The sequence below is a fragment of the Actinomadura spongiicola genome (assembly GCF_003432485.1).
GTDB classification, from domain to species: Bacteria; Actinomycetota; Actinomycetes; order Streptosporangiales; family Streptosporangiaceae; genus Spirillospora; species Spirillospora spongiicola.
This window is the reverse complement of sequence record NZ_QVNQ01000007.1, coordinates 403,459-427,530: the sequence shown is the minus strand read 5'-3', so window position 1 is coordinate 427,530 and position 24,072 is coordinate 403,459. Positions and strand designations below refer to the sequence as shown.

The following is a 24,072-nucleotide window of genomic DNA, read 5'->3' as shown; positions in this document are numbered from 1 at the left end:
CCCGCTGTCCGGAGGGTCCGCCTGGACGTCCGCTGACTTGTACGTGGGTTGACGCCTCCCGGTTCGCGGAGGGCCCCGGGTGTTTCGTGGGAGGGGCGCCGGGTAGGTGGACGGCGCGCCGAGGTGAGGGGTGGTGACGTGGGCGTTCGTACCTGGATCGGGTCGTGGCCCGTCTACCGCCAGTTCACCGGTGACGATCCGCTGGGGCGTGGGGCCGCGGCGAAGAGCGCGGGCACCGAGCGGATCAGGGCGCGGGTGAGCGAGGCCGACCGGGTCGTCAAGTCCGTCTGCCCGTACTGCGCGGTCGGCTGCGGCCAGGACGTCTACGTCAAGGACGGCAAGGTCACCCACGTCGAGGGCGACCCGGACTCACCGGTCAGCCGCGGGCGGCTGTGCCCGAAGGGGTCGGCCACGCTCCAGTTGACCACCGGGTCGGCCCGCGAGCACCGGGTGCTCTACCGGCGGCCGTACGGCACCGAGTGGGAACCGCTCGAACTCGACACCGCGATGGAGATGATCGCCGACCGGGTGATAGACGCGCGGCGGCGCGGCTGGCAGTGGGAGAGCGAGGACGGGCTGCGGGTGCGGCGGACGCTGGGCTTCGCGAGCCTCGGCGGCGCCACCCTCGACAACGAGGAGAACTACCTGATCAAGAAGCTGTTCACCGCGCTCGGCGCGGTGCAGATCGAGAATCAGGCGCGTATTTGACACTCCTCCACCGTTCCCGGTCTGGGAACCTCGTTCGGACGCGGCGGCGCGACCACGTTCCAGCAGGATCTGCAGAACGCGGACTGCATCGTCATCCAGGGCTCGAACATGGCCGAGTGCCATCCGGTCGGGTTCCAGTGGGTGATGGAGGCGAAGGCGCGTGGGGCCAAGCTCGTCCATGTGGACCCCCGGTTCACGCGGACGAGTGCGCTCGCGGACGCGCATGTGCCGCTGCGGGCCGGGAGTGACATCGCGTTCCTCGGCGGGATGGTCCGCTACGTGCTGGAGAACGACAAGTACTTCCGCGACTACGTGGTGGCGTACACGAACGCGTCGGTGATCCTTTCGGAGGATTTCCGCGACACCGAGGATCTCGACGGGGTGTTCTCCGGGCTCGACCGGGAGAAGCGCACCTATGACACCGACTCGTGGCAGTACGAGGGGATGAACGCCCAGGCCGCGGCCGGGCAACGCGACATGCAGTGGGAGCCCCGGGTGTCGGAGGCGGGACGGGGTGAGGCGCACGGTTCGGGCGGTGCCGGGATCGGTGAGGGCCACCCGCAGCGCGACCCGTCGCTGGAGCATCCGCGGTGTGTGTTCCAGGTGCTCAAGCGGCACTTCGCGCGGTACACGCCGGAGATGGTGGAGCGGATCTGCGGTGTCCCGAAGGAGCAGTTCCTGAAGGTCTGCGAGATGGTCACGGAGAACTCCGGACCCGAACGGACGACCGCGTTCGCCTACGCGGTCGGCTGGACGCAGCACACGGTCGGCGTCCAGTACATCCGGACGGCCTCGATCCTGCAGACGCTGCTCGGCAACATCGGGCGTCCGGGCGGCGGCATCCTGGCGTTGCGGGGTCACGCGTCCATCCAGGGCTCGACGGACATCCCGACGTTGTTCAACCTGCTGCCCGGCTACATACCGATGCCGCACGCGCACTCGAACGAGGACCTGGACACGTTCATCGAGGCGGAGGCGGCCCGCAAGGGTTTCTGGGGCAACATACGCGCGTACTTCGTCAGCTTGATGAAGTCGTACTGGGGCGACGCGGCGACGGAGGACAACGACTACTGCTTCAACTACCTGCCTCGCCTGACGGGTGCGCACAGCACGTACGAGACGTCGATGGCCCAGATCGCGGGCGACTGCAAGGGCTACTTCCTGCTGGGCGAGAACCCGGCGGTCGGGTCGGCCAACGCGAAGATCCAGCGGCTCGGGATGGCGAACCTGGAGTGGCTCGTCGTCCGCGACTTCTCGCTGATCGAGTCGGCGACCTGGTGGAAGGACGGTCCCGAGATCGACACGGGCGAGATGCGGACCGAGGACATCGGCACTGAGGTTTTCTTCCTGCCCGCCGCCGCGCACACCGAGAAGGACGGCAGCTTCACGAACACGCAGCGGATGCTGCAATGGCACTACAAGGCCGTCGAGCCGGTCGAGGACACACGCAGCGACCTGTGGTTCATGTACCACCTGGGCCGGATCATCAGGGAGAAGCTCGCGGGGTCGTCCGAAGAGATGGACCGTCCGGTGCTGGATCTGACGTGGGACTACCCGACCGAGGGGCCCCTGGACGAACCGGACGCCGAGGCGGTGCTGGCGGAGATCAACGGGTTCGACGGTGAAGGGAACCCGCTGTCGTCCTACACGCAGCTCAAGGACGACGGTTCCACCAGTTGCGGCTGCTGGATTTACTGCGGCTGCTACGCGGACGGCGTCAACCAGACCGCCCGCCGCAAACCGGGCCGGGACCAGAACTGGGTCGCTCCCGAGTGGGGATGGGCGTGGCCGATGAACCGGCGCATCATCTACAACCGGGCGTCCGCCGACCCGGACGGCAACCCGTGGAGCGAACGCAAGGCCCTCATCTGGTGGGACGCGGAGCAGGGCACGTGGACGGGCCATGACGTGCCCGACTTCATCGCCGACCGGCCGCCGGACTACCAACCCCCCGAAGACGCGACGGGCCCGGACGCGCTCGCGGGCGACGACCCGTTCATCATGCAGGCGGACGGCAAGGCGTGGCTGTACGTCCCGGCGGGGCTGACCGACGGCCCCCTCCCGGCGCACTACGAACCGCAGGAGTCGCCGTTCACGAACCCGCTGTACGGGCAGCAGCGCAATCCGGTCCGGCATCTGCCGCCGCGGCATCCCGACAACCGCTACGGACCCGTCGACGGGGAGCCGGGCGCGGACGTGTACCCGTTCGTGGCGACGACGTACCGGCTCACCGAGCATCACACGGCGGGCGGCATGTCGCGGTGGCAGCCGTATCTGGCCGAGTTGCAGCCGGAGTTCTTCTGCGAGGTGTCGCCGGAACTGGCGGCGATGCGGAACCTGGAGCACGGCGGGTGGGCGACGATCGTGAGCCCGCGCGCCGTGGTGGAGGCGCGGGTCCTGGTGACGGAGCGGATGGCCGCGCTCGTCGTGGACGGCCGGACGCTGCATCAGATCGGCCTGCCCTACCACTGGGGGCCGAACGGTTACAGCCGTGGTGACGCGGCGAACGAGCTGCTGCATCTCAGCCTGGACCCGAACACGCACATCCAGGAGGCGAAGGCCCTCGCGTGCGACATCCGCCCGGGACGGCGGCCGCGCGGGCCCGCCGCCGTGGCGCTCGTCCGCGAGTACCGGGAGCGGGCCGGGATCACCGACGAGACGGGCACCGAGGTCTAGCGTCCGGCCGCGAGGACGGCTCCGGCGAGGACGTCGTCCTGGTCGGGTGGGACCGAGCGGAGGTCGAGGAGGCAGCGTCCGTCCTCGACCCGCCCCATGACGGCCGGGGTCCCGCGCCGCAGCCGCACCGCGTACGGCTCGGGTAGCGCCACGGCGGCGCTGGGCAGGACGACGCCGGGTGCGCCGCCGCCCCCGACCGCCGCTTCGCCGTCGACGGCGCGGGCGTCGACGCCGCCGTCCCGCAGGCGCGCGGAGAGGCGTTCGGCCCGCTCCCGAAGCGAGGCGACGTCGGCGTGCAGGGCCGCGTCGGTCGGGGTGCGCGGGCCCCGGACGGTGGCCTCCAGCGCGGCGAGCGTCATCTTGCCGACCCGCAGCGCACGGGCCAGCGGGTGCCGGGCGAGGCGCCGCACCAGGTCGTCGCGGCCGAGGACGATTCCGCACTGGGGGCCGCCGAGCAGCTTGTCGCCGCTGGCCGTGACGAGGTGCGCGCCGGCCCTGAGCATGGACGCGGCGTCGGGTTCGTCCGGAAGGAGCGGTTCGGGGGCGAGGAGGCCGGAGCCGATGTCGGCGACGACGGGGACGCCGAGACCGGTCAGTTCGGCGACGTCCGCGCCGCGGGTGAAGCCGGTGACGCGGAAGTTCGACGGGTGGACCTTGAGGATGAAGCCGGTCGCGTCGCCGACCGCGGCGGCGTAGTCGTCCGGGGTGGTCCGGTTGGTGGTGCCGACCTCGCGGAGCCGCGCGCCGGTCGCGGCGAGCAGTTCGGGGATGCGGAAGCCGTCACCGATCTCCACCATCTCTCCGCGGCTGATCACGATCTCCCGGTCGGCGGCGAGCGCGGTCGCCGCCAGGACGAGCGCGGCGGCGCCGTTGTTGACGACGTGGGCGGCCTCCGCCGGCGGCACCCGCTCCACCAGGGCGGCGAGCGCGGACCGTCCGCGTCTCGCGCGGCGGCCGGTGTCGAGGTCGAGTTCGACGTCGGTGGCGCCGGACGCCACGGCCACGGCGTCCCGGGCGGCGTCCGACAGCGGCGCCCGGCCGAGGTTGGTGTGCAGCAGGACGCCGGTCGCGTTGAGCACGGGACGCAGCCCGGACGCGGTCGGCGGCAGCGCCTCCACCGCCGTGTCGGCGACCGCCTCCGGGGCGATCTCTCCCACCCGCGCTCTGTGCTGCGCCCGGACGACGGCCGCCTTGACGACGCCGCGACCGAGCCGTCCCGCGGCCTCGACCAGGCGCGGGTCGGCGAGCAGCACGTCCGTGCGGGCGATGCGCCGCCGCGCGTCGGCGGGCTCGGCCTGCTGATCCATCTGGCGACCTCCGGGTGCACGCGCCACCCGGCCAGCATCCCACGGCGTTATAATGCATGAGTCATGCATGAACGACTGGGAAATCTGCTGGGCGCCACCTCGCTGGCGGTGACCGACCTCGTGCTCGCCGGGGCCACCGGGGCCGGACGGGTGAGCGCCAGCGCGGCCGCCGCGCTGATCGTCCTGGCGGACGCCCCCGACGTCGGCGTCACCGAACTGGGGCGCCGCGTCGGCCTCACCCAGTCCGCCGCCGCGCGGATGGTGGACGGCCTGGAGGCCTCCGGCCTGGCGACCCGGCGGCGCGGGGAGGGGCGCGTCGTGCGCGTACGGCTCACCCAGGCGGGCGAGGACACGGTCGGCGACATGCTCGCCGCGCGTGGCGCGCCGCTGGCCGACGTGCTGGACGTCCTCGACGACGACGAGCGGGCGACGCTCACCGCTCTCCTCGCCAAACTGCTGACCCGTCTGTACGCGCGGATCGGTGACGCGGACGTCATGTGCCGCCTGTGCGACCGGCGATGCTGTGTCGCGGGCGCGGTGTGCCCCGTCGGTCAGGCCGAACGCGACGCGGCGGGGAGCGTGTGACGGGCGCGTTCCTGGCACTGGCGTCGGCGCTCGCCTACGGCGTCGCCGATGTGGTGGGCGGGTTGCTGTCCCGGCGCGTGGACTACCGGGCCGTGGCGCTCCTCGGGCAGGTGGGCGGGCTCGTGTGCGCGGTCGTCGCCGCGTTGTTCGTCCCCGCCGACCGGGTGCACGTGGCCGACCTCGGCTGGGGCGCGCTGTCGGGAGCCGGAACGGGCCTCGCGATGGTGTTCCTCTACCGCGGACTCAGCCGGGGCGACATGAGCGTGGTCGTGCCCGTCAGCGCGGTCGGCGGTGTGGCGCTGCCGGTCGTCGTCGGCGTGGCGTTGCTGGGCGACCGTCCGTCACTGCCCGCCTGGGCCGGGATCGTCGTGGTCCTGCCCGCGCTGTGGCTGGTGTCCCGCTCACGGTCGGATGAACACGGCAGGGTGCGGGCGGCGATCGGCAACGGGCTCGTCGCCGGTGCCGGCATCGGGATCCAGTACCTCGCGCTCGCCCAGGCCGACGACGGTTCGGGGATCTGGCCGGTCGCGGTGGGACGCGTCGCGGCCGTACTGACGATCCTCCCGATCATGCGCACGCGCCCGGGAGGGCCGGAACGCCGGTCGTCGTCCGGGATGCCGGCGTTCTGGTCGGCGGCGAACGGGGGCCTCGCCGCGGCGGCCCTCGTCTGCTACCTGCTGGCCACGCGGGAGCAGCTCGTCGTGGTCGCGGTCGTCCTGTCGTCGCTGTACCCGGTCGTGCCCGTCCTGCTCGGTGTCACCGCGCTGCGCGAACGGCTGTCGGCGGCGCAGGCGGCCGGGCTGGTGGGCGCCGCCGCCTCCGTTCTCCTGCTCACCGCGCCGATATGAGCTAGAAACCGACCGGTCACATTCTGTCACCGCAGGGAAAGGTCATAGCCGGTTGTAGCCGAGGCAAAGCTATGAGTAACTGTTCCCCGGAGCCACACGGCTCCCTGGAGACGCCTTCCAGCGAGGGGACGACGATGGACGAGCAGCTGGCGGAGAGGGTGAACCGGCTCCTGTCCGGCCCGAGCGGTCTGGGCACGTCGGCGGCGCGTGTCACGGACCTGCTGCGCCCCGACATGCCGGGCGTCGACACACCGGACGCGGAAGCGGTCGTCGCGCCCGCGCGGGGGGCCGTCCTCGCGCCTCCGCCCCCTCGCCTCCCGAGCCCGAGTCTCCCGGGTCCAAGTCTCCCGAGTCCGACGCGCAAGGGCGGTCACTTCTCCCCCGGGTACGCCGAGCGGGAGTGGGGCGACGGCTCCTTTCCCCCGCTGTACTGCCCGCTGACGGCGCGGGTCGACGACGACCTCGCCCGCGAGGTCAACGACCGGCTGGTCGCGTGGGCCGCCGAGGTCGGGATCTACGCCGACCGGCTCGACCGGTTCCGCGACACCGGGTTCGGGCGCCTGGCCGTCCTCGCCCATCCCGAGACCGACGACGTCGACGCGCTGCTCCTCGCGGCCAAGATGAACGCCGCGTGGTGGGCCAGCGACGACTACTACGCCGACGAGACCGACCTCGGGGCCGCGCCGGTCGAGCTGCCGCCCCGGCTGGCCCTCGTGATGTCGGCGATGGACCCGCCGCCGCCCGCCGGAAGGTACACCGAGCAGTTGGAGGACGCGATCCGCGCCGATCCCGTCCTCGTCGCGCTGCGCTCGGCCACCGAACATGTGCGGCGCCTCGGGAGCACGTCCCAGGTCATGCGGATCTGCACCATCACGTCCCAGATGTACGTGAGCTGGGCCGCGTACGCGGCGTGGCGCCACACCGGCGAACGGCCCCCGGTGTGGCGGTATCTGGCCGCGCGGCAGCACGACAGCTTCTACACGTCGATGACGCTGGTCGACATCGTCGGCGGCTACCAGCTCGACGCGAACCTGTTCTGGGAGCCGCGCGTCCACCGCGCGGTGATGCAGGCGGGCACCGCCTCCGTCATCGTGAACGACCTGTATTCGGCGGAGAAGGAGGCGGCCGACGAGCTGCCCGACTGCAACGTGGTCCTGCTGATCGCCGAGGAGGAGGGCTGCCCGCTGCGCGAGGCGGCCGAGACCGCCGTCGCGATGCACAACCACTTCGTCCGGGGCTTCGAGGCCGGTCAGAAGGAGCTCGCCGCGCTCCCGTCCCCCGAACTCCAGCGGTTCCTGCTCGGCGTGCAGGGCTGGATGGCCGGCGGCTTCGACTGGCACGGATCCTCCGACCGCTACAAGTGACGACCCGTCGAGAAAGGATCACCCCGATATGAGCTCCAACCACGGCTCCGCGGTTCTCACCAGCCTCTACCAGCACTCCGTCGCCGACTATTGGAACGCCGAGCGGAACCCGGTCAACCTGCGGCTGGGCGAGGTGGACGGCATCTACCACCACCACTATGGCGTCGGCGTCGTGGACTGGACCGTTCTGGACGGCCCTGAGGACACTCGCGAGGAGCGGACGATCGCCGAGTTGCACCGGTTGGAGACCGCACAGGCCGACCTGCTGATGAACCATCTCGGCCCCCTCCGGCCCTCCGACCGGGTGCTGGACGCGGGCTGTGGACGCGGCGGGTCCAGCCTGATGGCCCACCAGCGGTTCGGCTGCCGGGTGGACGGGGTGTCGATCTCCGAGTCGCAGGTCGCGTTCGCCACCGAGCAGGCCGAGCGGCGCGGCGTGGACGACAAGGTGAGCTTCCACTTCAAGAACATGCTCGACACCGGTTTCGAGACCGGCGCCTACCAGGCCGCTTGGAACAACGAGAGCACGATGTACGTGGAGCTTTCCCTGCTGTTCGCCGAGCACGCCCGGCTGTTGAAGCGCGGCGGACGGTACGTGTGCGTCACCGGCTGCTACAACGACGCCTACGGGCTGCCGTCGCGGGCCGTCAGCGAGATCAACGCGCACTACATCTGCGACATCCATCCGCGCAGCACGTATTTCAGGGAGTTGGCGGCGAACCGGCTCGTCCCGGTGAGCGTGGTGGACCTCACCGCCTCGACGATCCCGTACTGGGAGCTGCGCGCGAAGTCGTCCCTGGCCACCGGCATCGAGTCGGCCTTTCTCGACGCCTACAAGGGCGGCAGCTTCCAGTACCTGCTCATCGCGGCCGACCGCGTCTGAGGCGCCGCTCGATCCGGTCGACGTCCCCGCGTTCCGCCGCGGGCAGCGGCGCGGCGGCCGCTTCCCGGGCGGAGGCCGCGGCGTCCAGCGACGCCGCGGCCTCCGCGTCACGGCCCGCGAGGGACAGCGCCCCGGCCATGCCCTCCATCGCCAGGGCGACCGCCCTCGGGTTGCCGGTGGCGCGGGCCGCGGCCAGTCCCTCGGCGTGCAGGTCGAGGGCCCGGCGGGCGTCGCCGCGCTGTTCGGCGACGAAGCCCAGTTCGGCCAGCAGGAACGCCAGGCCGGGCGCGCCGTCGATGTCGCGGCACCAGTCCAGCCAGCCGCGCAGGATCGTCTCCGCCTCGTCCAGCCGGCCGCGGCGGCGGGCCGACAGCGCGAGCCCGATCTCGGCGAAGTGCTCCAACCGGCGATGCGACTCGCTGACCGCCAGCCTCCTGCCGCGTTCGTGCAGGCCGTCCGCGCGGTCGAGGTCGCCGGTGAGCAGCGCGATACGGCCGAGGCGGGACACGGCGGCGGCCATCTCCGTCACCAGCCCGAGTTCCTCGGCGTCGCGCAGCCCGCTCTCGTGGAGCCGCGCGGCGCGGTCGTAGTCGCCGGTCACCTCGGCGAGATGGCCGAGGGTCTCGATCACCCGGAGCCGTCCCCAGCGGTCGTTCGTCTTCCGGAACAGCTCCAGGGCGCGTTCGCCGTCGACGCCCGCGCGGGACAGGTCGCCCGCGGTCAGCGCCTGCGCGGCCCGGGTGGCGAGCGCCGCCGCCTCACCCCACGCGTCGCCGATGTCGCGGAACCCGTCGAGCGCGGACGACACCAGTTCGTCGATCGCGTCGAGGTCGCCGAACCCGTTGCGGGTGAAGCCGAGGAACCACTCCGCCCACGGGTTCCTCCCGCTGTGCGCGGCGAGGGCGTCGCGGCAGCGCCGGTCGCGGTCGTGGCCGTCGCCTTCGAGCATCGCGAAACCGGTGTGCCAGGTCATGGCGGTGGCGGTCCTGTCCGGGTCGCCTCCGGGGACGGCGAGGGCCCGGCCGAACGCGCGGCACGCCTCACCGGACCGCCCCCACAGGAACCAGGCCCAGCCCATCGCGTTGACCAGCCGCAACGCCAGGTCGGCGGCGCCGTCGCGGACGGCGTGGTCCAGGGCGGTCCGCAGGTTCCCCGACTCGGCCCGCAGCCGCCGCAGCGCCTCCCCCTGGCCGGGGCCGCACAGGTCGGTGGTCTCGGCGAACGCCGCGTAGTACTCGGCGTGGCGGCGGCGCGTCCGCGCGTACTCCCCCGCCTCGTGGAGCCGTTCGACGCCGTACGCGGCGACCGACTCCAGGAGCCGGTAGCGGGGGCCCTCACCGACGATGACCAGTGACCTGTCGACGAGGCGCGCGAGCACGTCGACGTCGGCGCCGCAGACCTGTTCGGCGGCGTCGAGCGTGCACCCGCCCGAGTGGACCGCGAGCCGCCGCAACACGGTCCGTTCCGGTTCGCCGAGCGGTTCCCAGCTCCAGTCGATCACGGCGCGGAGCGTGCGCTGCCGCGCGGGCGCGTCCCGCCTGCCGGACGCGAGCAGCCGGAACCGGTCGTCGAGCCGCGCCGCCAACTCCCGGACGCCGAGGGCCCGGACCCGGGTGGCGGCCAGTTCCAGCGCGAGCGGGATGCCGTCGAGCCGCGCGCAGATCTCCGCGACCGCCGTCCGGGTCGCGGCCGAGTCGACGGTGACGGCGGCGCGTTCGGTGAACAGTTCGGCGGCGGCGTCCGCCTTCAGCGGCGGGACGTGCCACAGCCGCTCACCGGAGATTCCGAGCGGTTCGCGGCTCGTCGCGAGGACGCGTGGTTCGGCGGTGTCCCGCAGCAGCCCGGCGACCAGGCGGGCCACCGGTTCCACGACGTGCTCGCAGTTGTCGAGGACGAGCAGGACCCGCCGTCCGCGCAGCGCCGCGCCGAGCCTGGCGGCCGGATCTCCCGCGACGCCCGCGTCGTCGCGGACCCCCAGGGCACCGGCCACGAACGACGCCACGTCGTCGAGGGACGCGCCCGCTTCCAGTCCCTCGTCCAACGCCACCAACCGGACACCGTCGGGATGCCGCTCCCTCGTCCGTCTGGCGACGGCGAGGGCCAGCCGGGTCTTGCCGACCCCGCCCGGGCCGCCCAGCGTCACGAGCCGGGAGCCGCGCAGCAGGCCCTCGACCTCGTGCGCGTCCGCGTCGCGGCCGATCAGCGACGTGACGTCGGCGGGCAGGTCGCGCGGGACGGCGAAGGTGCCGCGCAGGATGGACAGGTGCAGGTCGGTGAGGGCCGGGCCGGGATCGGCGCCGAGGTCCTCGCCGAGCCGCAGGCGAAGGTCCTCGTAGGTCGTGAGCGCCTCGGCGGGACGGCCCGCGCGGTACAGGGCGCGCATGTAGGCCGCGCGGAGCCGTTCCCGGAGCGGATGCTCGTCGACGAGGACGCGCAGTTCGGCCGTCAGCGCCTCGTGGTCGCCGAGTTCGAGCCGGGCCTCGGCGCGCGTCTCCACGGCCGCGAGCCGCAGCTCGTCCAGGCGCGCGATCTCCGGCGCGGTGAACGCCGCGTCGGCGAAGTCGGCGTAGGCGGGGCCGCGCCACAGGGACAGGGCGTCGGTCACGAGCGCGGCCCTGACCGCCGGGTCGGTGGCCGCGCGAGCGTCGGCGAGGAGTTCCTCGAAGCGCGCGGCGTCGTCGGGGCGGACGTTCAGGCGGTACCCGGGCGGGCTCTTCTCGACCAGGGCGCGGGCGCCGGGTTCGGCGTCGTCCAGGGTGCGGCGGAGCTGGGAGACGCGTGCCCGGAGGGTCGCGACCGGGTCGGCGGGCAGGTCGTCGCCCCACATGTCGTCGATCAGCCGGTCGGCGGGGACGGCGCGTCCGGCGTGCGCGAGAAGGTCGGCGAGCAGCGCGCGGACCTTGCGGTCGGCGACCTTCACCGGGGCGCCATCGACCGTCCGCACATCCAGGGGGCCGAGCACCCCGAAACGCACGTGCACCCCGGATCGCATACCCGCCACCGTAATGCGGCCCGAAGGTTTCCCGAACCCGCCGTCGGCAGACTCGGTCCCCTGAGCAGAAAGGAATGATCATGACTGTGAAGACACCGGTGAGCGTCCTCGGCCTGGGGTTCATGGGGACGGCGCTCGCCGAGACGCTGTTGAAGCACGGGCACGACGTCACCGTCTGGAACCGCACACCGGCCAAGGCCGAGCCGCTCGCGGCGAAGGGCGCGACGGTGGCGGCGACCGCCACCGACGCGGTCGCCGCCAGCCTGCTGGTGATCGTGTGCCTGTCGGTGTACGCCGACGCGGAGGACATTCTCACCGGGGACGTCCTGGCGGGACGGACGATCGTGCAGCTCACCAGCGGCACGCCCCGGCAGGCACGGGCCATGTCCGAACGCGTCACCGGCCACGGCGGCCGGTACGTCGACGGCGGCATCATGGCCGTCCCGCCGATGATCGGTGGGCCGGACGCGCTCATCCTCTACAGCGGCGACGAGGCCGCGTTCGACGAGTACCGGGACGTGCTCGGTCTGCTCGCCAGGCCCGATTTCGTCGGCGGCGACCCGAGCATGGCGCCGTTGTTCGACCTCGCGCTGCTGGACGCGATGTACGGGATGCTCGGCGGCTTCTTCCACGCGGTCGCGCTCGTCCGGTCGGAGAAGGTGGAGGCCGCGAGGTTCGCCCCGATGGTCACCGCGTGGCTGACCGCGATGATGGCGTCGTTCCCCGAGTACGCGCGGGCCGTGGACACGGGCGAGTTCGGCACCGACGTCTCCAGCGTGGCGACCAGCCAGATCGCGTTCCCCGGTCTGCTGGCCACCAGCCGCGAGCAGGGCGTGGACCCGGGTCTGCTGGTGCCGATGCGCGAACTGCTGGACCGCGCCGTGGCCGAGGGCCACGGCGCGGACGGCCTGGCCCGCCTGATCACCGTGCTGGAGCGTCCCGCGTCGTAGCGGGCGGCCTCAGCCGTGCGCGGGACGCCGCGGCTCCGGCGGTGAGGACCGCCGGTCGGGCGTCACGCGGCGCGGAACGGCGTCCGGAGACCGGGGCGTGGTCTCGGCGGGACGGACGGCCTCGGCGCGACGGACGGACGGCGTCTCCTCGGGGAGGAGCCCGGACGTCTCCAGGTAGTGGCGGCCGCGGGGGGTGAGGTCCCACGCGTTGTGCCGCCACTCCTTGCGCCGCCACACGACGCCCGCGGCCAGCAGCTTGCGGCCGACCCGGCTGATCTCGGTCTCGTCGGTGCCGAGTTCGGCGGCGAGCTCCTGGTTGGACAGTCCCTGGCGGCGGAACACCGCGACCAGGAAGCGGGCGGCGTGCCCGTCGGGCTGGAGCGCGAGCTGGAGCCCGGACGGGAGCCGCCTGAGCGCCCAGTGCACGACGTCGATCAGCCCGAGGATGCGGCCGCGCTGCTCGCGCTGCGCGCCGTCCAGGCCGTCGACGTCGATGTAGTGACGGTGCAGCCACTGGAGCCCGTCCTGGCATTCGACCAGGGCGGGCTCGTCGGCGCTGAGCGAGGCGTCGTTGATCAGCATGCCGAGGGCGCTGAAGTGCCCATCACTGATGATCTTGGCATGCTCCATCGCGTCGATGAGGCGCCGGACCTCCGCCCGGCGGTCGGGGGCGGGGGTGAAGTCAGCGCTCATGGTCACTCTCCCAAGGTCGACGAGCACCGCCGAACTCCTCCAGCATGCGCGCATGCCAAGTGACTGTCAAGTGACGCCGGGAGAACCACCTCTGTTGCAGACGACACTGAAACGGAGGCTCGCGACGGTTAGCATCGAGCCACCACCTGTAATCGCGCATGCCATCACCCCGGGGGCGCTTATGACGGATCAGTTGGCCACCGCCGCCCACCCGGCCGAACCAGCTGATCTCTTCGTCCGGCTCTACGACTCCATCGCCGACGACGTCTTCCAGGACTGGACGGCCACGCGCTGGTACGCCGACGAGCGGATCCGGCGGCGGGCCGGCGAGATCGCCGAGACCGTCCTGGACGTCGGCGTGCTCGACCCCGCGACCACCGCCGAGATCGTCGCCGAGCACGGCGACCGCGGCCGCTTCGTCATCATGCTCGGGCTCGACATCGCGCTGGCCCACGCCAACCCGTACGCGCCGAGCTACGACGCGCCCGCCATGGCCCGAACGCTCATCACCTACCTGACCGAGGGCAGGCTGAACGGGCCGGGCACGACCGGTGCCCTGCTCCCCCGCTGCGCCTTCCCCGGCCGCCCGCTCGGGCTGCGCACGAAGGCGGAGTTCTTCGGCGTCCACCGCGTCCCGCAGGCCGCCTGGAACAAGATCGAGCATCGGGTGCTGCCCGCGGTGCACGATCCGCACTTCAGCCGGGACGAGCCGGTCACGGTCGGCTGCGCGCCGGTGTTGGAGACGCTCGACGACGTGGAGATCGAGTTCGAGAAGCGGCACGGGATGACCGTGTACCGGCTCCGCCCCATGGACTCCGCCGGGCTGCGCAGCCGGATCAAGGCGATCGTCAGGCGCCTGGACGAGTCCGGCGCGCAGCTCGCCGTCATGCCGGAGACGTCGCTGTCGAACGCGTTGCTGGAGCTGTGGAAGGAGGTCGCGTTCGACACCGCCGGACGCGACCGTGACCGGCGCCCGCTGCGGTTCCTCATGCTCGGCAGCGGCCCCCTCGGCGGGGAGGACCCGCCGCCGAACCGCGCCGTCCTCATCGATCGCTGGACGGGCGAGGAACTGCTCGTCCAGGACAAGCTCTCCGGCTTCACGCTGGACGCCGCGCAGATGAGGCTGTGGCGGCTGCCGGACGCGCCGCCGTCCGGCACGGCCGTGGAGTACGCCCGCCCCGGCACGACGATCAGCGTGCTCGACTCCTCGCTCGGCCGTCTCGCCGTGCTGATCTGCGAGGACCTCGGACGCTCGATCGGCTGGGAGCGTGAACTCCAGTCCGTCGGCGCCTCCCACCTGCTCGTCCCGATCTTCTCCAAGCCGATCCTGGAGCACCGCTGGGAGGACCAGGGCGCCGAGCGGCAGGTCGCGGGCCTCGGCACGTGGGTGACGGTGTCCAACAGTCTCGCCGTCGGCGCCGCGATCCCCGAGGAGGACCTGCCGGGCACCCGCTACACCTGCCTCGTCGCCGGCCCGCAGAGCCTGCACCGCGCCGCGTACGCGACCGAGCGCCAGTTCGGCCTGGCCAGGACGGGCGCCGAACTCGGCCGCCTGCCGACCTCGCAACTGCCCCGCGTGTTCCCCGGCGCCGCGTACGACGCCTGGCACCGGCGAGAGACCAAGTAACTCGTCGGGCGGCTCATTCCACCGTGAACGGCTCCGGGCTCGTGGCCACGCCGGTGGGGGTGTGCACGACGGGCGGTCCCGAGACGGCGCCCGCGGGGACGGTCGTCCGGACGAGCGTGTCCGTCACGTCGGCGACCGCCGCCCGCACCCCGCCGAACCGGACGACCGTCGCGTCCGCCAGACCGGTGCCGCGGATGACGACCTCGGTTCCGACGGGTCCGCCCGACGGGTCCACGCCCGTGACGCTCGGTGTCGGCTCGTGGTCACGTCCCTGGGGCGCCGGCGCAAGGAGGGTCCCGAACACCGCGCGGAACTTCTCGGCGGTCTCGCGGGAGAACTGGCCGACGAGCGCGGCGATGGCCGCGACCCCGTAGGGGTTGATGTCGGACGCGCCGCCCAGAGGCGAGGTCAGCCCGCCCCGCACGACGAGATACACCACCAGCCCGAACAGCGCGCCGACGAACGGGAGCAGCAGGTACATCGCCAGCCAGCTCCGGCGCAGCGCACGGTTCCCGACGTACCAGTAGAACGACCGCAGGACGTGCGCGATCGCGCCGAGCGCGCCCGCCGCCATCACGATCACGAACAGGCTCGTCTCGCGGGACACGGTCGGCGACCATCCCGGCAGGCGCACCGTCGTGGACGTCGGCGTGATCTCGGCGCGCCCGTCGGGGGTGACCCGCGGCCCGGGCGGCCACACCTGGACCAGGACGATCACCAGCACCGCCGTGAGGGCGAGCAGCACGGCCAGCACCACGACGATGTCGCGGGTGCGCGCGTACTCGGATCCGACCGTCGACTCCGTCACGGCTCCCCTCTCGCTGTTCTCTTGTGCCTTCGGCGCCCTCGCGGGGTATCGAGGTCGACGCGGACGATGTTTCGTCTCCACGCGGGACGGTAGGCGAGCGTATGATCCAGGTCACTCCCACTACGGAACGGAGTGCTCGAATGACAGAAGCCGTCTCCTCCGCCTCGGTCCCGGAGTCCGCCTCCAGTCTCCCCTTCGGCATCGGCCCGGACGGGACGTACACCCGGTCCGGTCAGGTGGCCGCGTTCGTCCTCGGCGTCGCCACGATGCTCGTCTTCTTTCCGCTCATGGTCGTCGCCGCCCTGCTCTACAGCCGCGCGGAGATCGTGTTCCAGGAGAACCCGCGGCGGGCGCGTTCGCTGGTCAACTGGTCGTGGATCAGCATCGCGGTTCCCGGCATACCGGGACTCATCTTCGGTGCGTTCCTGGCCGTGTACTTCCTCGCCAAGTGGCTCGCATAGGGAAGACGGCACGCTCGACGCGGGTTGACGCCCGTTATGAGCGTTCGTTTCTCCGTCCTTGATCTCTCGCCCGTCGTCAGCGGTTCCACGTCCGGCCAGGCGCTGCGCAACACCCTCGACCTGGCCCGGCACACCGAACGGCTCGGCTACCACCGGTACTGGCTGGCCGAGCACCACGCGATGCCCGGGATCGCGAGTTCCGCGACGGCGGTGCTGATCGGGCAGGTCGCGGCGGCGACGTCCACCATGCGGGTAGGGTCCGGCGGGGTCATGCTGCCGAACCACGCGCCGATGGTGGTGGCCGAGCAGTTCGGGACGCTGGAGGCGCTCCACCCGGGGCGCATCGACCTCGGGCTCGGCCGCGCGCCCGGCACCGACCAGGCCACCGCGCTGGCGCTGCGCCGCTCCCCGGAGGCGCTGTCGGTGGACGACTTCCCCGAGCAGGTCGCCGAGCTGCGCGGCTACTTCGCGGCCGACAGCACGGTGACGCCCGCCGCGGGCAACGAGCCGCCGGTGTGGCTGCTCGGGTCCAGCGGGTACAGCGCCCGGCTCGCGGGCCTGCTCGGGTTGCCGTTCGCGTTCGCGCACCACTTCAGCGCGCAGAACACGGTGCCCGCCCTGAATCTGTACCGGGAGTCGTTCCGTCCCGGCGCGCTGGACGAGCCGTACTCGATGATCGGCGTGTCGGTGATGGCCGCCGGCACCGACGCCGAGGCGCGGGATATGTCCCGGCCGCAGGCGCTGGCGTTCCTGCGCCTGCGGCGGGGCACCCCCGGCCCGTTGCCGACCCCGGAGGAGACCGCGGCCTACCCGTACACGGAGCTGGACCGGCAGATGATCGACGCGCGGCTCGCGGACCAGGTGATCGGCGGCCCGGAGACCGTCCGCAGGCGACTGGACGAGCTGATCGCGCGGACCGGCGTGGACGAGGTCATGGTGGTGACCCAGGTCTTCGACCACGCCGACCGGCTGCGCTCCTACGAGATCCTCGCCGACCTGTACAAGGAGGCCTTCGCCGCTACCGCAGCCTGACCTGGAAGTCGAACGGGATGGTGCCCGGGTCGGGCAGGACGGTGCCGCCGTCGACGCTCAGCACGGCGCCGTTGACATAGGACGCCTCCTGCCCGAGCAGCCACAGGATCGCCGACGAGATCTCCTCGGGCGCGGCGGCCCTGCGCTGCGGCACGAGCCGGGTGACCTCGTCGTAGGCCTCCTCCCGTCCGATGCCGTGCGGTTCACCGAAGTGGGCCATCTCCTCGTCGGACATCTCGGTGCGGACCCAGCCGGGGCAGACGACGTTGGCGCGGACGCCGCGCGGCCCGTAGTCCACCGCGATCGTCTGCGTCAGCATCGTCAGCGCGGCCTTGGACGTGGCGTAGGCCGCGCATCCCAGCGGGACGCGCAGCGACGCGACCGACGACACCGCGACCAGCGACCCGTTGGTCTCGATCAGATGCGGCAGCGCGGCCTTGGCCAGCAGGAACACCGAGGTGAGGTTGGTCCGCATGGTGGCGTCCCAGTCCTCCGGCGACAGGTCGAGGACGCCGCCGTTGCGGACGATGCCCGCGTTGGCGACGAGCCCGTCGAGGCGTCCGTGCGCCGCGACGACGTCGTCGACCAGGCCCGTGACGGCCTCCGGCGAGGACACGTCGCAGACGCGCGGCTCGGCGCCGGTCTCGGCGGCGACCCGTTCGAGCGCCTCCTTGCGGCGCCCGCAGATGACGACCCGGTCGCCGCGGGCGGCGGCGCCCGCGGCGACCGCGGCGCCGATGCCGCTGCCGCCGCCCGTGACGATCAGAACCCGTTGCATATGGCGTCTCCTCAACTCTGGCCCGCGGGCTCACCAAGGTAGGCGGCGTGCAGGACGTCCGGGGACTTGCGCAGCGGAGCGGCGGGCCCGCTGTGGGTGAGGCGCCCGCCCGCGAGGACGTGCGCGGTGTCGCCGATCTCCAGCGCGAGCGTCGCGAACTGCTCGACGAGCAGGACGGCGGCGCCCGCGTCGGCGAGGGCCCGGACGGCGGGCAGCAGCCGCTTCACGATGACCGGCGCGAGGCCGAGCGACATCTCGTCGATCAGCAGCACCGACGGCGACATCGACAGGGCGCGGGCCAGCACCACCATCTGCTGCTCGCCGCCGGACAGCAGGCCCGCCTGGGTGTCCATGCGCTTGCCCAGTTCGGGGAACAGGTCGAGGGCGCGGTCGCCGCCGGTGCCGCGCCGCACGACTCGCAGGTTCTCCGCGACGGTGAGGCCGCTGAAGACCGTCCGTCCCTGTTCGACGAGCGCGATGCCGCGCTTGGCCCGCGACACCCGGTCGAGGCCGGACAGGTCGTCGCCGTCGCCGGTCAGCCGTCCCGACGTGATCGGCAGGACGCCCGCGATCGCCTCGAGCAGCGTCGTCTTCCCGGCGCCGTTCGGGCCGAGCAGGACGGTGACCTCCCCGGACGTGACGGTCAGGCTCACGTCCCGGACGATCGGGGCGCCTCCCCGCCCGACCGACACGTCCTCCAGTTTCAGCTCTTTCATGCCTGCTCCCAGCGAGGGGGCCTTCCCCCGCGACCCCCGTTTCGCTTCGCTCATGTGAGTGCGACCTCGTCTCCCAGGTAGGCGCGGGCGACCTCGGGTCTGGCGAGGACCTCGGCGGGCGGCCCCTCGGCGATGACCGCGCCCGCGTCGAGGACGACGATCGTCGCGCAGGCCCGCCGGACCATGTCGAGGTCGTGCTCGATGAGCAGCACGGACGCGCCGTACTTCGCCGGGACCTCGATGAGCCGGTCGGCGAGCGCGAGCGACTCGGCGTGGGCGAGCCCGGCGGCGGGCTCGTCCAGCACGATCAGCTTGGGCCGGGCGAGGATCGCGGCGGCCACCTCCAGCAGGCGGCGGCTGCCGACGTCCAGGTCGAGGACGTGCGCCTTCGCCGGGGCGCACCCGAGGAACGCGCGGACCTCCTCCAGCTCGTCGTGGGACACCGAGCGGTGCGCGGCGAAGCGGAGGTAGGCGCCGACGGTGAGGCCGGTCGGGACGCGGTCCTGCTGGAAGGTGCGGCGCAGCCCGGCGGCGGACCGGCGGTGGACGGGCTGCCCGTCCAGGCGGCGGCCGTCGAGCGTGACGGTACCGGCGGCGTTCTTGATGAACCCCGACAGCGCGTCGGTGAGCGTGGACTTGCCCGCGCCGTTCGGCCCGATGAGGCCCATCACGGTGCCTTCGGGGACGACGAGGTCCACATCCTGCAACGCCACGACCTGCCCGAACCGCACACCGAGCCCCTCGGCCTTCAGCAGCGGCCTGGTGCCGAGCGGCGGTGTGCCGCCGTCCGACGCCTCCCGCGGTGGCGGAACGGGCGCCGGCCTGCGGGCGCGCAGACGGCGGGCGAATCCCTCGCTGATGCTGCTGCCCTGCGACAGCGCCTGGACGGCGCCGACGCCGAACATCACGTTCGCCCAGTCCTGGGAGACCCCGGCCCGGCGGAAGAACTCCGGCACGAACATGATGAGGAAACCGCCGAACAGGGCGCCGAACACGTATTCGCTGCCCGCCATGACGGCGACGACGAACAGGGAGAGCGAACCGATCGTCCCGAAGTTCTGCGCCGTGATCATGCCGACCTGTCCGGCGAGCAGCCCGCCCGCGAGGCCCGCCGCGAACGCGCTGAGCGCGAACGCCGACAGTTTCGCGCGGGCGACGCTCGTCCCGGCGGCGGCGGTGGCCCGTTCGGAGAACTTGACCGCCCGCCACGCCGCGCCCATCCGGGTGCGGCCGAGCCATTCGACGGCGAGCGCGAGCACGACGAACAGCACACCCGCGTAGACGAAGTACTGCCGGTCGGTCGCGATGAACTCGGGCCGCATGACCTGCTGGTAGCTGTCGACACCCGGGAAGTTGATCGCGGACACGACGACGTCCGCGGCGGCGGCGAACCCGAGCGTGACGACGGCGAGGTGCACGCCGCGCAGGCGCAGCGCCGGAAGCCCGATCAGCGCGCCGAACGGCATCGCGACGAGACCACCCGCGATCGTCCACAGGATGAGCGTGCCGGGGGCCTGCCACACGTTGAGCTGCGCGACCGTCCACGCGCCGACGGCGGCGAACGACAGCTGGCACAGCGAGTTCATGCCGGCGCGGCCGACGATGCCGAGGCCGAGCAGCGAGACCGCCGACACCAGCGCGGACGTCGCGAGGAACAGCCAGTACTGCGGTACGGCGATCGCGGCGACCACGACGACCAGCAGCGCCGCGCCCGGCTGGGTGAACAAGGTGAGATCAACGCGCCGCATCCCACACCTCCCGCCTCTGGGACCAGATCAAGATGGCGAGGATCGCCAGGAACGGCACCGTGTCGCGGTACTGCTGCAACTCGGACACGTGCGCGAGCGCTCCTTGCAGCGCGCCGAGCCCGAGTCCGCCCGCGACCGTGAGGCCGAGACTGCGGAACCCGCCGACGAGGGCGGCCGCCCCCGCAGGGATGATCATCAGGGCCAGCGACGTCTGGTCGCTGGTCTGCTGCGGCGCGATGACGAGCAGCACGGCCGCCGACAGCAGCCCGGTGACCGCCCACATCCCGACGCCGAGACGGCGGGACGGGATCGCGTGCAGCTCCGCGGTCGTCGGGCGCTCCGACAGCGCGCGCAGCCGCAGCCCGAGGACCGTCCGGGTGAGGACGAGCCACGCGCCGCCCGCGACCGCGATCGAGCCGACGACGCACACCGCGGCCGCCTGCGTGATCGTGATGTCCCCGACGGTGAACAGCGAGCCGCCGAACTTGCCGGGCATGCGGCGCGGGTCCGTGCCGAACGCCAGGTAGGAGACGGCGAGCAGCGCGACCAGGAACGCGATCGAGATCGCGGAGCGCTGGTCGGCGCCCGCCTCACCGAACCACTTGCCCATCACCCAGCCGAGCGCCGCGGCGCAGACCGTGGCGGTGAGCAGGCCCGCGAGCGCGGCCAGGCCGTAGGGCCAACCGTGCTCCGCCGTGATCGCCATCGTGTAGACGCCGATCACGCCGATCGCGACCTGCGCGAAGTTGACGACTCGGACCAGCCGGAACATCAGCGTGAGGCACAGGCCGAGAGCGGCGTACGCGCCGCCCCCGGCCAGGCCCGCGATGGCTCCCTCAAGCATTGGGCAGCTTGATCCACTGGTCGGTCAGCACGGTCCATCCGCCCTTGCCGTCCGGCTGGACGAACTTGGCGGCGAGGTTGGACGCGTGGGTGTCACCGGACCCGAACGCGAACGGCATGCCCGTCATGGGCGTCTCCAGAGGCTTGAGGTTCTTCATCGCCTCCGTCACCGACTCGCGGGTGATGTCGCCCTTGATGCCCTCCATGACGGTGACCAGGTGCTTGGCCGCGAGGTAGCCGCCCTGCGCGAACGCGGTGAGAGGCACGTTGTGCTTCTTCATCGTCGCGATCCAGTCCTTGTTGGCCGGAGAGTCGGCCTCGGTGTACGGCTCGAACTCCGACAGGGCCACGACGTTCTTGCCGGCGTCGCCCAGCGCCTTCGACGCCTCCGCGGTGTAGGTGGAGGCGAGGAACAACCACTTCATGTCGTTGATCTTCTGCGCCTGCGCGGCCTTGACCCAGCCGATGGACATCGGCTCGACGCCGTTGAACAGGACCGCCTTGCAGCCCGCGGCGCGCGCCCGCAGGACGTAGGGGGTGTAGTCGGTGGTGGACGCCGACAGGCTCAGGTCGTTGATCAGCAGCTTCTTGCCGGTGATCTGGGACCAGCGCTCGACGCCCTCCTTGTAGGCGTTCGCGGTGCCGCCGATGATGACGAAGAACGCGCAGATCTTGTCGATCTTCAGCGTCTCGGACGCGTAGTAGAGCGTCACGGTCGAGCCGAAGAACGGGCCGGTGTTGACCGGGGAGATGTTCGGCGACTTGAAGCAGCCGGGGTCCACCCCGATGCCGCGCACATCGGTGATCTTGTTCTGCTGGTACATGGGGCCGTTGACCTGGCAGTCGACCAGGCTCGCACCGCCCGCGAGGGCCACGGCCTTCTTGTTCTGGATGACGTCGCGGGCGGCGAGCGCCGCGCTGGACGGGTCGCCCTTGTCGTCGGCCGCGGTGTAGGCGATCTTGCGTCCCTTGACGCCGCCCTTCGCGTTGACCTCCTCGAAGACGGCGCGGGCTGCCTGCGACGCCTCGGGGAAGGTGACCGCGCCGCTCAGTGAGGAGACGGACCCGATGTTGATGGGCCCCGAATCGGAGCCGGAGTCGGAAGAGCCGCAGGCGGCCAGGGGCAGCGCCAGGACGGCGGCCGCCAGGATGTGTGCGATTCGCATGTCAGAGACCTTCGGTGCTGTGGACGACCCTGCCGTCGAAGACGGTCATCGCGACGGGGACGTCCGGGAGGTCGTGCGGGTCGAGCGAGGTGATGGTGCCGTCGAGGACGGTGACGTCGGCGACCCTGCCGGGTTCGAGGGTGCCCTTCCAGTCCTCGGCGAAGTCCTGCCAGGCGGCGTTGGAGGTGTAGGCGCGGACGGCGTCGGGCAGGCCGACGCGTTCCTCCGGGCCGAACACGCGGCCGCTGACCTTCGATTCGCGTAGCATCATCGCCGCGATGCCCTGCCGCCAGTTGGGGTAGGTGACGGGGGCGTCGGAGCTGGCGGTGACGGGGATCCCCGCCTCGATCGCCGAGCGGACGGGGTACTGGTAGGCGGCCCGTTCAGGGCCGAGGATCTCAACCAGCATGTCGACGATCGTCCATTTGATCGCCGGGTTCATGTTCGCGCCGAAGCGGTGTTCGGCGAGCTTGCGGAGGCTTTGCGGCCCCGGGAGGTCGGCGTGGATGACGTAGTGCCGCGGGTCTTCGCGCGGGTGCGCGACCTGCGCGGCCTCCAGGGCGTCGACCACGGCGTCGAGCGAGCGGTCGCCGGTGACGTGCACGCCGAGCTGGTGGCCGGCGACGTGCGCGAGACGGACCATCTCGTTCAGCTCGTTGGTGCGGAACGCGTCGGCGGCGCCGTGCACGCACAGGCAGCCGAACCCGCCGCCCTTGTACTCGTCGCGCATCCATGCCGTCTTGTTGGGCGGGGTGCCGTCGGCGAACAGCTTCACGCCGATGACGCGGAGCAGGCGCGGGTCCACGTCCTCGGGGATCCGGGCGTTCGCGAGGCCCTCGGCGAGCGCGGCGGCCGAGCCGCCCATGCCGGTCAGCATCAGCAGGACGCTGACGCGGGCGCCGAGGTCGCCGGCGCGGGCGAGGTCGCCGTAGACGTCCAGGGTGAGCTGGTCGGCGGCGCCCGCGAACAGGCTCTTGCCGCCGGGGCCGAGACCGGGCTCGGTGTAGCTGGTGATGCCCTCGCGGTGCAGGACGGCGACGCACTCCTGGATGGCCTTGACGACCTCGTCGCGGGTGTACGCGGGCAGCCGGCCCTGGATCAGCAGCTGCGCGCCCTCGGCGAGCAGGCCCGTCGGGTTGCCGGCGCCGTCGGTGTGGATGACGCCGCCCTCGGGGGTGGGCGTGTCGCGGGTGACCCCGGCCAGTTCGAGGGCGCGGGAGTTGGCCCAGGTGAGGTGGCCGCTGAAGTCCTGGAGGTAGACCGGGTGGGCGGGCGCGACCGCGTCGAGGTCCGCGCGGTCGGGCATCCGGCCGCCGTCGGCGCACTCGGACAGGTAGCCGGGGTCCCAGCCGCCGCCGCGGATCCACTCGCCCTCGGGGATGCGGGCCGCGGCCTCCTTCACGGCCGCCTGGATGTCGGTGATCGACCGGACGGCCGGGTAGCCGACGTCCACCGCGAGCGGCGGGCGGGCCGCGCCGAACGCGCAGCCGTGCAGGTGGGAGTCGTTGATCCCGGGGAGCGCGGTGCGGCCGCGCAGGTCGACGACCTGCGTGCGCGGGTCCGCCAGCGCGCGGATCTCCTCGGTGCCGCCGACCGCGGTGATGGTGCCTCCGGTGATCGCCACCGCCTGCGCCACGGAGAACTCCGCGTCGGCCGTGAGGACCTCGCCGTTCAGCAGCACCAGGTCCGGGGTTGCGTCCGAGTTAGCCATATGTTAGTGCCTCGCCCTTCGTCTTGCCCGTCCATGAAAATTTGGGCCCAAACGTATTGCGAACGTACGGGGCCCGTTAACCAGGGTCAATAACGGACGCGTAACGGAGTGGCGGGGTTCACAGGTACCCGGACGTGACCCGGACATGACAGCGCCGCCGACCCCCGTTCGGAGGT

The 24,072-nt window shown here is 72.3% G+C and carries 19 protein-coding genes; 9 read left to right on the top strand and 10 right to left on the bottom strand.

Annotated features, from left to right (window positions below):
* Positions 1-138 precede the first annotated feature (138 nt).
* Entirely contained in the window at positions 139-3,384 is a 3,246-nt protein-coding gene (gene fdh, locus D0T12_RS23920; protein ID WP_147339614.1) for a formate dehydrogenase, read from the top strand.
* Here the strand turns inward: fdh and selA are convergent.
* On the bottom strand, positions 3,381-4,691 hold the full coding sequence (gene selA / locus D0T12_RS23915; protein ID WP_199487652.1) for an L-seryl-tRNA(Sec) selenium transferase: 1,311 nt from the start codon (positions 4,689-4,691) through the stop codon (positions 3,381-3,383). The two genes, fdh and selA, sit on opposite strands and share 4 nt — an antisense overlap.
* A gap of 63 nt (positions 4,692-4,754) precedes the next feature.
* On the opposite strand from selA, the gene D0T12_RS23910 reads away from it, so the two are divergent.
* From D0T12_RS23910 to D0T12_RS23895, 4 genes are all read left to right on the top strand, one after another.
* A complete protein-coding gene (locus tag D0T12_RS23910) occupies positions 4,755-5,276 on the top strand; it encodes a MarR family transcriptional regulator (RefSeq protein WP_117401901.1) in 522 nt (173 codons plus the stop codon).
* Positions 5,273-6,124 carry an EamA family transporter gene (locus tag D0T12_RS23905; protein WP_199487651.1) on the top strand — a complete coding sequence of 284 codons (852 nt, stop codon included), beginning with the start codon at positions 5,273-5,275 and terminating at the stop codon, positions 6,122-6,124. Before D0T12_RS23910 ends, D0T12_RS23905 begins: the two co-directional genes overlap by 4 nt.
* 134 nt (positions 6,125-6,258) lie before the next feature.
* Complete coding sequence (locus D0T12_RS23900) at positions 6,259-7,488, top strand: family 2 encapsulin nanocompartment cargo protein terpene cyclase (protein WP_199487650.1); 1,230 nt, start codon at positions 6,259-6,261, stop codon at positions 7,486-7,488.
* A 28-nt stretch (positions 7,489-7,516) separates the two neighbouring features.
* Positions 7,517-8,371 (top strand): geranyl diphosphate 2-C-methyltransferase, encoded by an 855-nt coding sequence (locus D0T12_RS23895; RefSeq protein ID WP_117401899.1) that lies wholly within the window; start codon positions 7,517-7,519, stop codon positions 8,369-8,371.
* Here the strand turns inward: D0T12_RS23895 and D0T12_RS23890 are convergent.
* On the bottom strand, positions 8,349-11,363 hold the full coding sequence (locus D0T12_RS23890) for a BTAD domain-containing putative transcriptional regulator (protein WP_117401898.1): 3,015 nt from the start codon (positions 11,361-11,363) through the stop codon (positions 8,349-8,351). The genes D0T12_RS23895 and D0T12_RS23890 overlap by 23 nt on opposite strands.
* An 80-nt stretch (positions 11,364-11,443) precedes the next feature.
* On the opposite strand from D0T12_RS23890, the gene D0T12_RS23885 reads away from it, so the two are divergent.
* Complete coding sequence (locus D0T12_RS23885; protein WP_117401897.1) at positions 11,444-12,313, top strand: NAD(P)-dependent oxidoreductase; 870 nt, start codon at positions 11,444-11,446, stop codon at positions 12,311-12,313.
* Between the two features lie 9 nt (positions 12,314-12,322).
* Here D0T12_RS23885 and D0T12_RS23880 read toward each other — a convergent pair whose 3' ends face one another.
* Positions 12,323-13,006: a hypothetical protein gene (locus D0T12_RS23880; RefSeq protein WP_117401896.1), complete on the bottom strand. Its 684-nt coding sequence runs from the start codon at positions 13,004-13,006 to the stop codon at positions 12,323-12,325.
* A 181-nt stretch (positions 13,007-13,187) separates the two neighbouring features.
* Between D0T12_RS23880 and D0T12_RS23875 the strand changes: the two genes are divergently transcribed.
* Entirely contained in the window at positions 13,188-14,633 is a 1,446-nt protein-coding gene (locus D0T12_RS23875) for a carbon-nitrogen hydrolase family protein (protein WP_147339613.1), read from the top strand.
* A 13-nt stretch (positions 14,634-14,646) separates the two neighbouring features.
* Here D0T12_RS23875 and D0T12_RS23870 read toward each other — a convergent pair whose 3' ends face one another.
* Positions 14,647-15,441 carry an IPT/TIG domain-containing protein gene (locus D0T12_RS23870; RefSeq protein WP_199487649.1) on the bottom strand — a complete coding sequence of 265 codons (795 nt, stop codon included), beginning with the start codon at positions 15,439-15,441 and terminating at the stop codon, positions 14,647-14,649.
* A 140-nt stretch (positions 15,442-15,581) separates the two neighbouring features.
* Between D0T12_RS23870 and D0T12_RS23865 the strand changes: the two genes are divergently transcribed.
* Both D0T12_RS23865 and D0T12_RS23860 read left to right on the top strand, forming a co-directional pair.
* Positions 15,582-15,902, top strand: coding sequence for a hypothetical protein (locus tag D0T12_RS23865; RefSeq protein WP_117401894.1), 321 nt, complete (start codon positions 15,582-15,584; stop codon positions 15,900-15,902).
* Positions 15,903-15,938: 36 nt separating this feature from the next.
* Entirely contained in the window at positions 15,939-16,934 is a 996-nt protein-coding gene (locus D0T12_RS23860; protein ID WP_117401893.1) for an LLM class flavin-dependent oxidoreductase, read from the top strand.
* Here the strand turns inward: D0T12_RS23860 and D0T12_RS23855 are convergent.
* The 6 genes from D0T12_RS23855 to D0T12_RS23830 are packed head-to-tail and all read right to left on the bottom strand — an operon-like array spanning position 16,921 to position 23,896.
* Positions 16,921-17,712 (bottom strand): SDR family NAD(P)-dependent oxidoreductase, encoded by a 792-nt coding sequence (locus tag D0T12_RS23855; protein WP_117401892.1) that lies wholly within the window; start codon positions 17,710-17,712, stop codon positions 16,921-16,923. The genes D0T12_RS23860 and D0T12_RS23855 overlap by 14 nt on opposite strands.
* 11 nt (positions 17,713-17,723) lie before the next feature.
* Positions 17,724-18,428, bottom strand: a complete 705-nt coding sequence (locus D0T12_RS23850; protein WP_117401891.1) for an ABC transporter ATP-binding protein — start codon at positions 18,426-18,428, stop codon at positions 17,724-17,726.
* A gap of 50 nt (positions 18,429-18,478) precedes the next feature.
* Positions 18,479-20,176 (bottom strand): branched-chain amino acid ABC transporter ATP-binding protein/permease, encoded by a 1,698-nt coding sequence (locus tag D0T12_RS23845; RefSeq protein ID WP_117401890.1) that lies wholly within the window; start codon positions 20,174-20,176, stop codon positions 18,479-18,481.
* On the bottom strand, positions 20,163-21,020 hold the full coding sequence (locus D0T12_RS23840) for a branched-chain amino acid ABC transporter permease (protein ID WP_117401889.1): 858 nt from the start codon (positions 21,018-21,020) through the stop codon (positions 20,163-20,165). The genes D0T12_RS23845 and D0T12_RS23840 overlap by 14 nt, the downstream gene beginning before the upstream one ends.
* Positions 21,013-22,185, bottom strand: coding sequence for an ABC transporter substrate-binding protein (locus tag D0T12_RS23835; RefSeq protein ID WP_117401888.1), 1,173 nt, complete (start codon positions 22,183-22,185; stop codon positions 21,013-21,015). The genes D0T12_RS23840 and D0T12_RS23835 overlap by 8 nt, the downstream gene beginning before the upstream one ends.
* Position 22,186: 1 nt before the next feature.
* The gene (locus D0T12_RS23830; protein WP_117401887.1) at positions 22,187-23,896 is read right to left on the bottom strand and encodes an amidohydrolase; all 1,710 of its coding nucleotides are present in this window, start codon (positions 23,894-23,896) and stop codon (positions 22,187-22,189) included.
* Positions 23,897-24,072 lie beyond the last annotated feature (176 nt).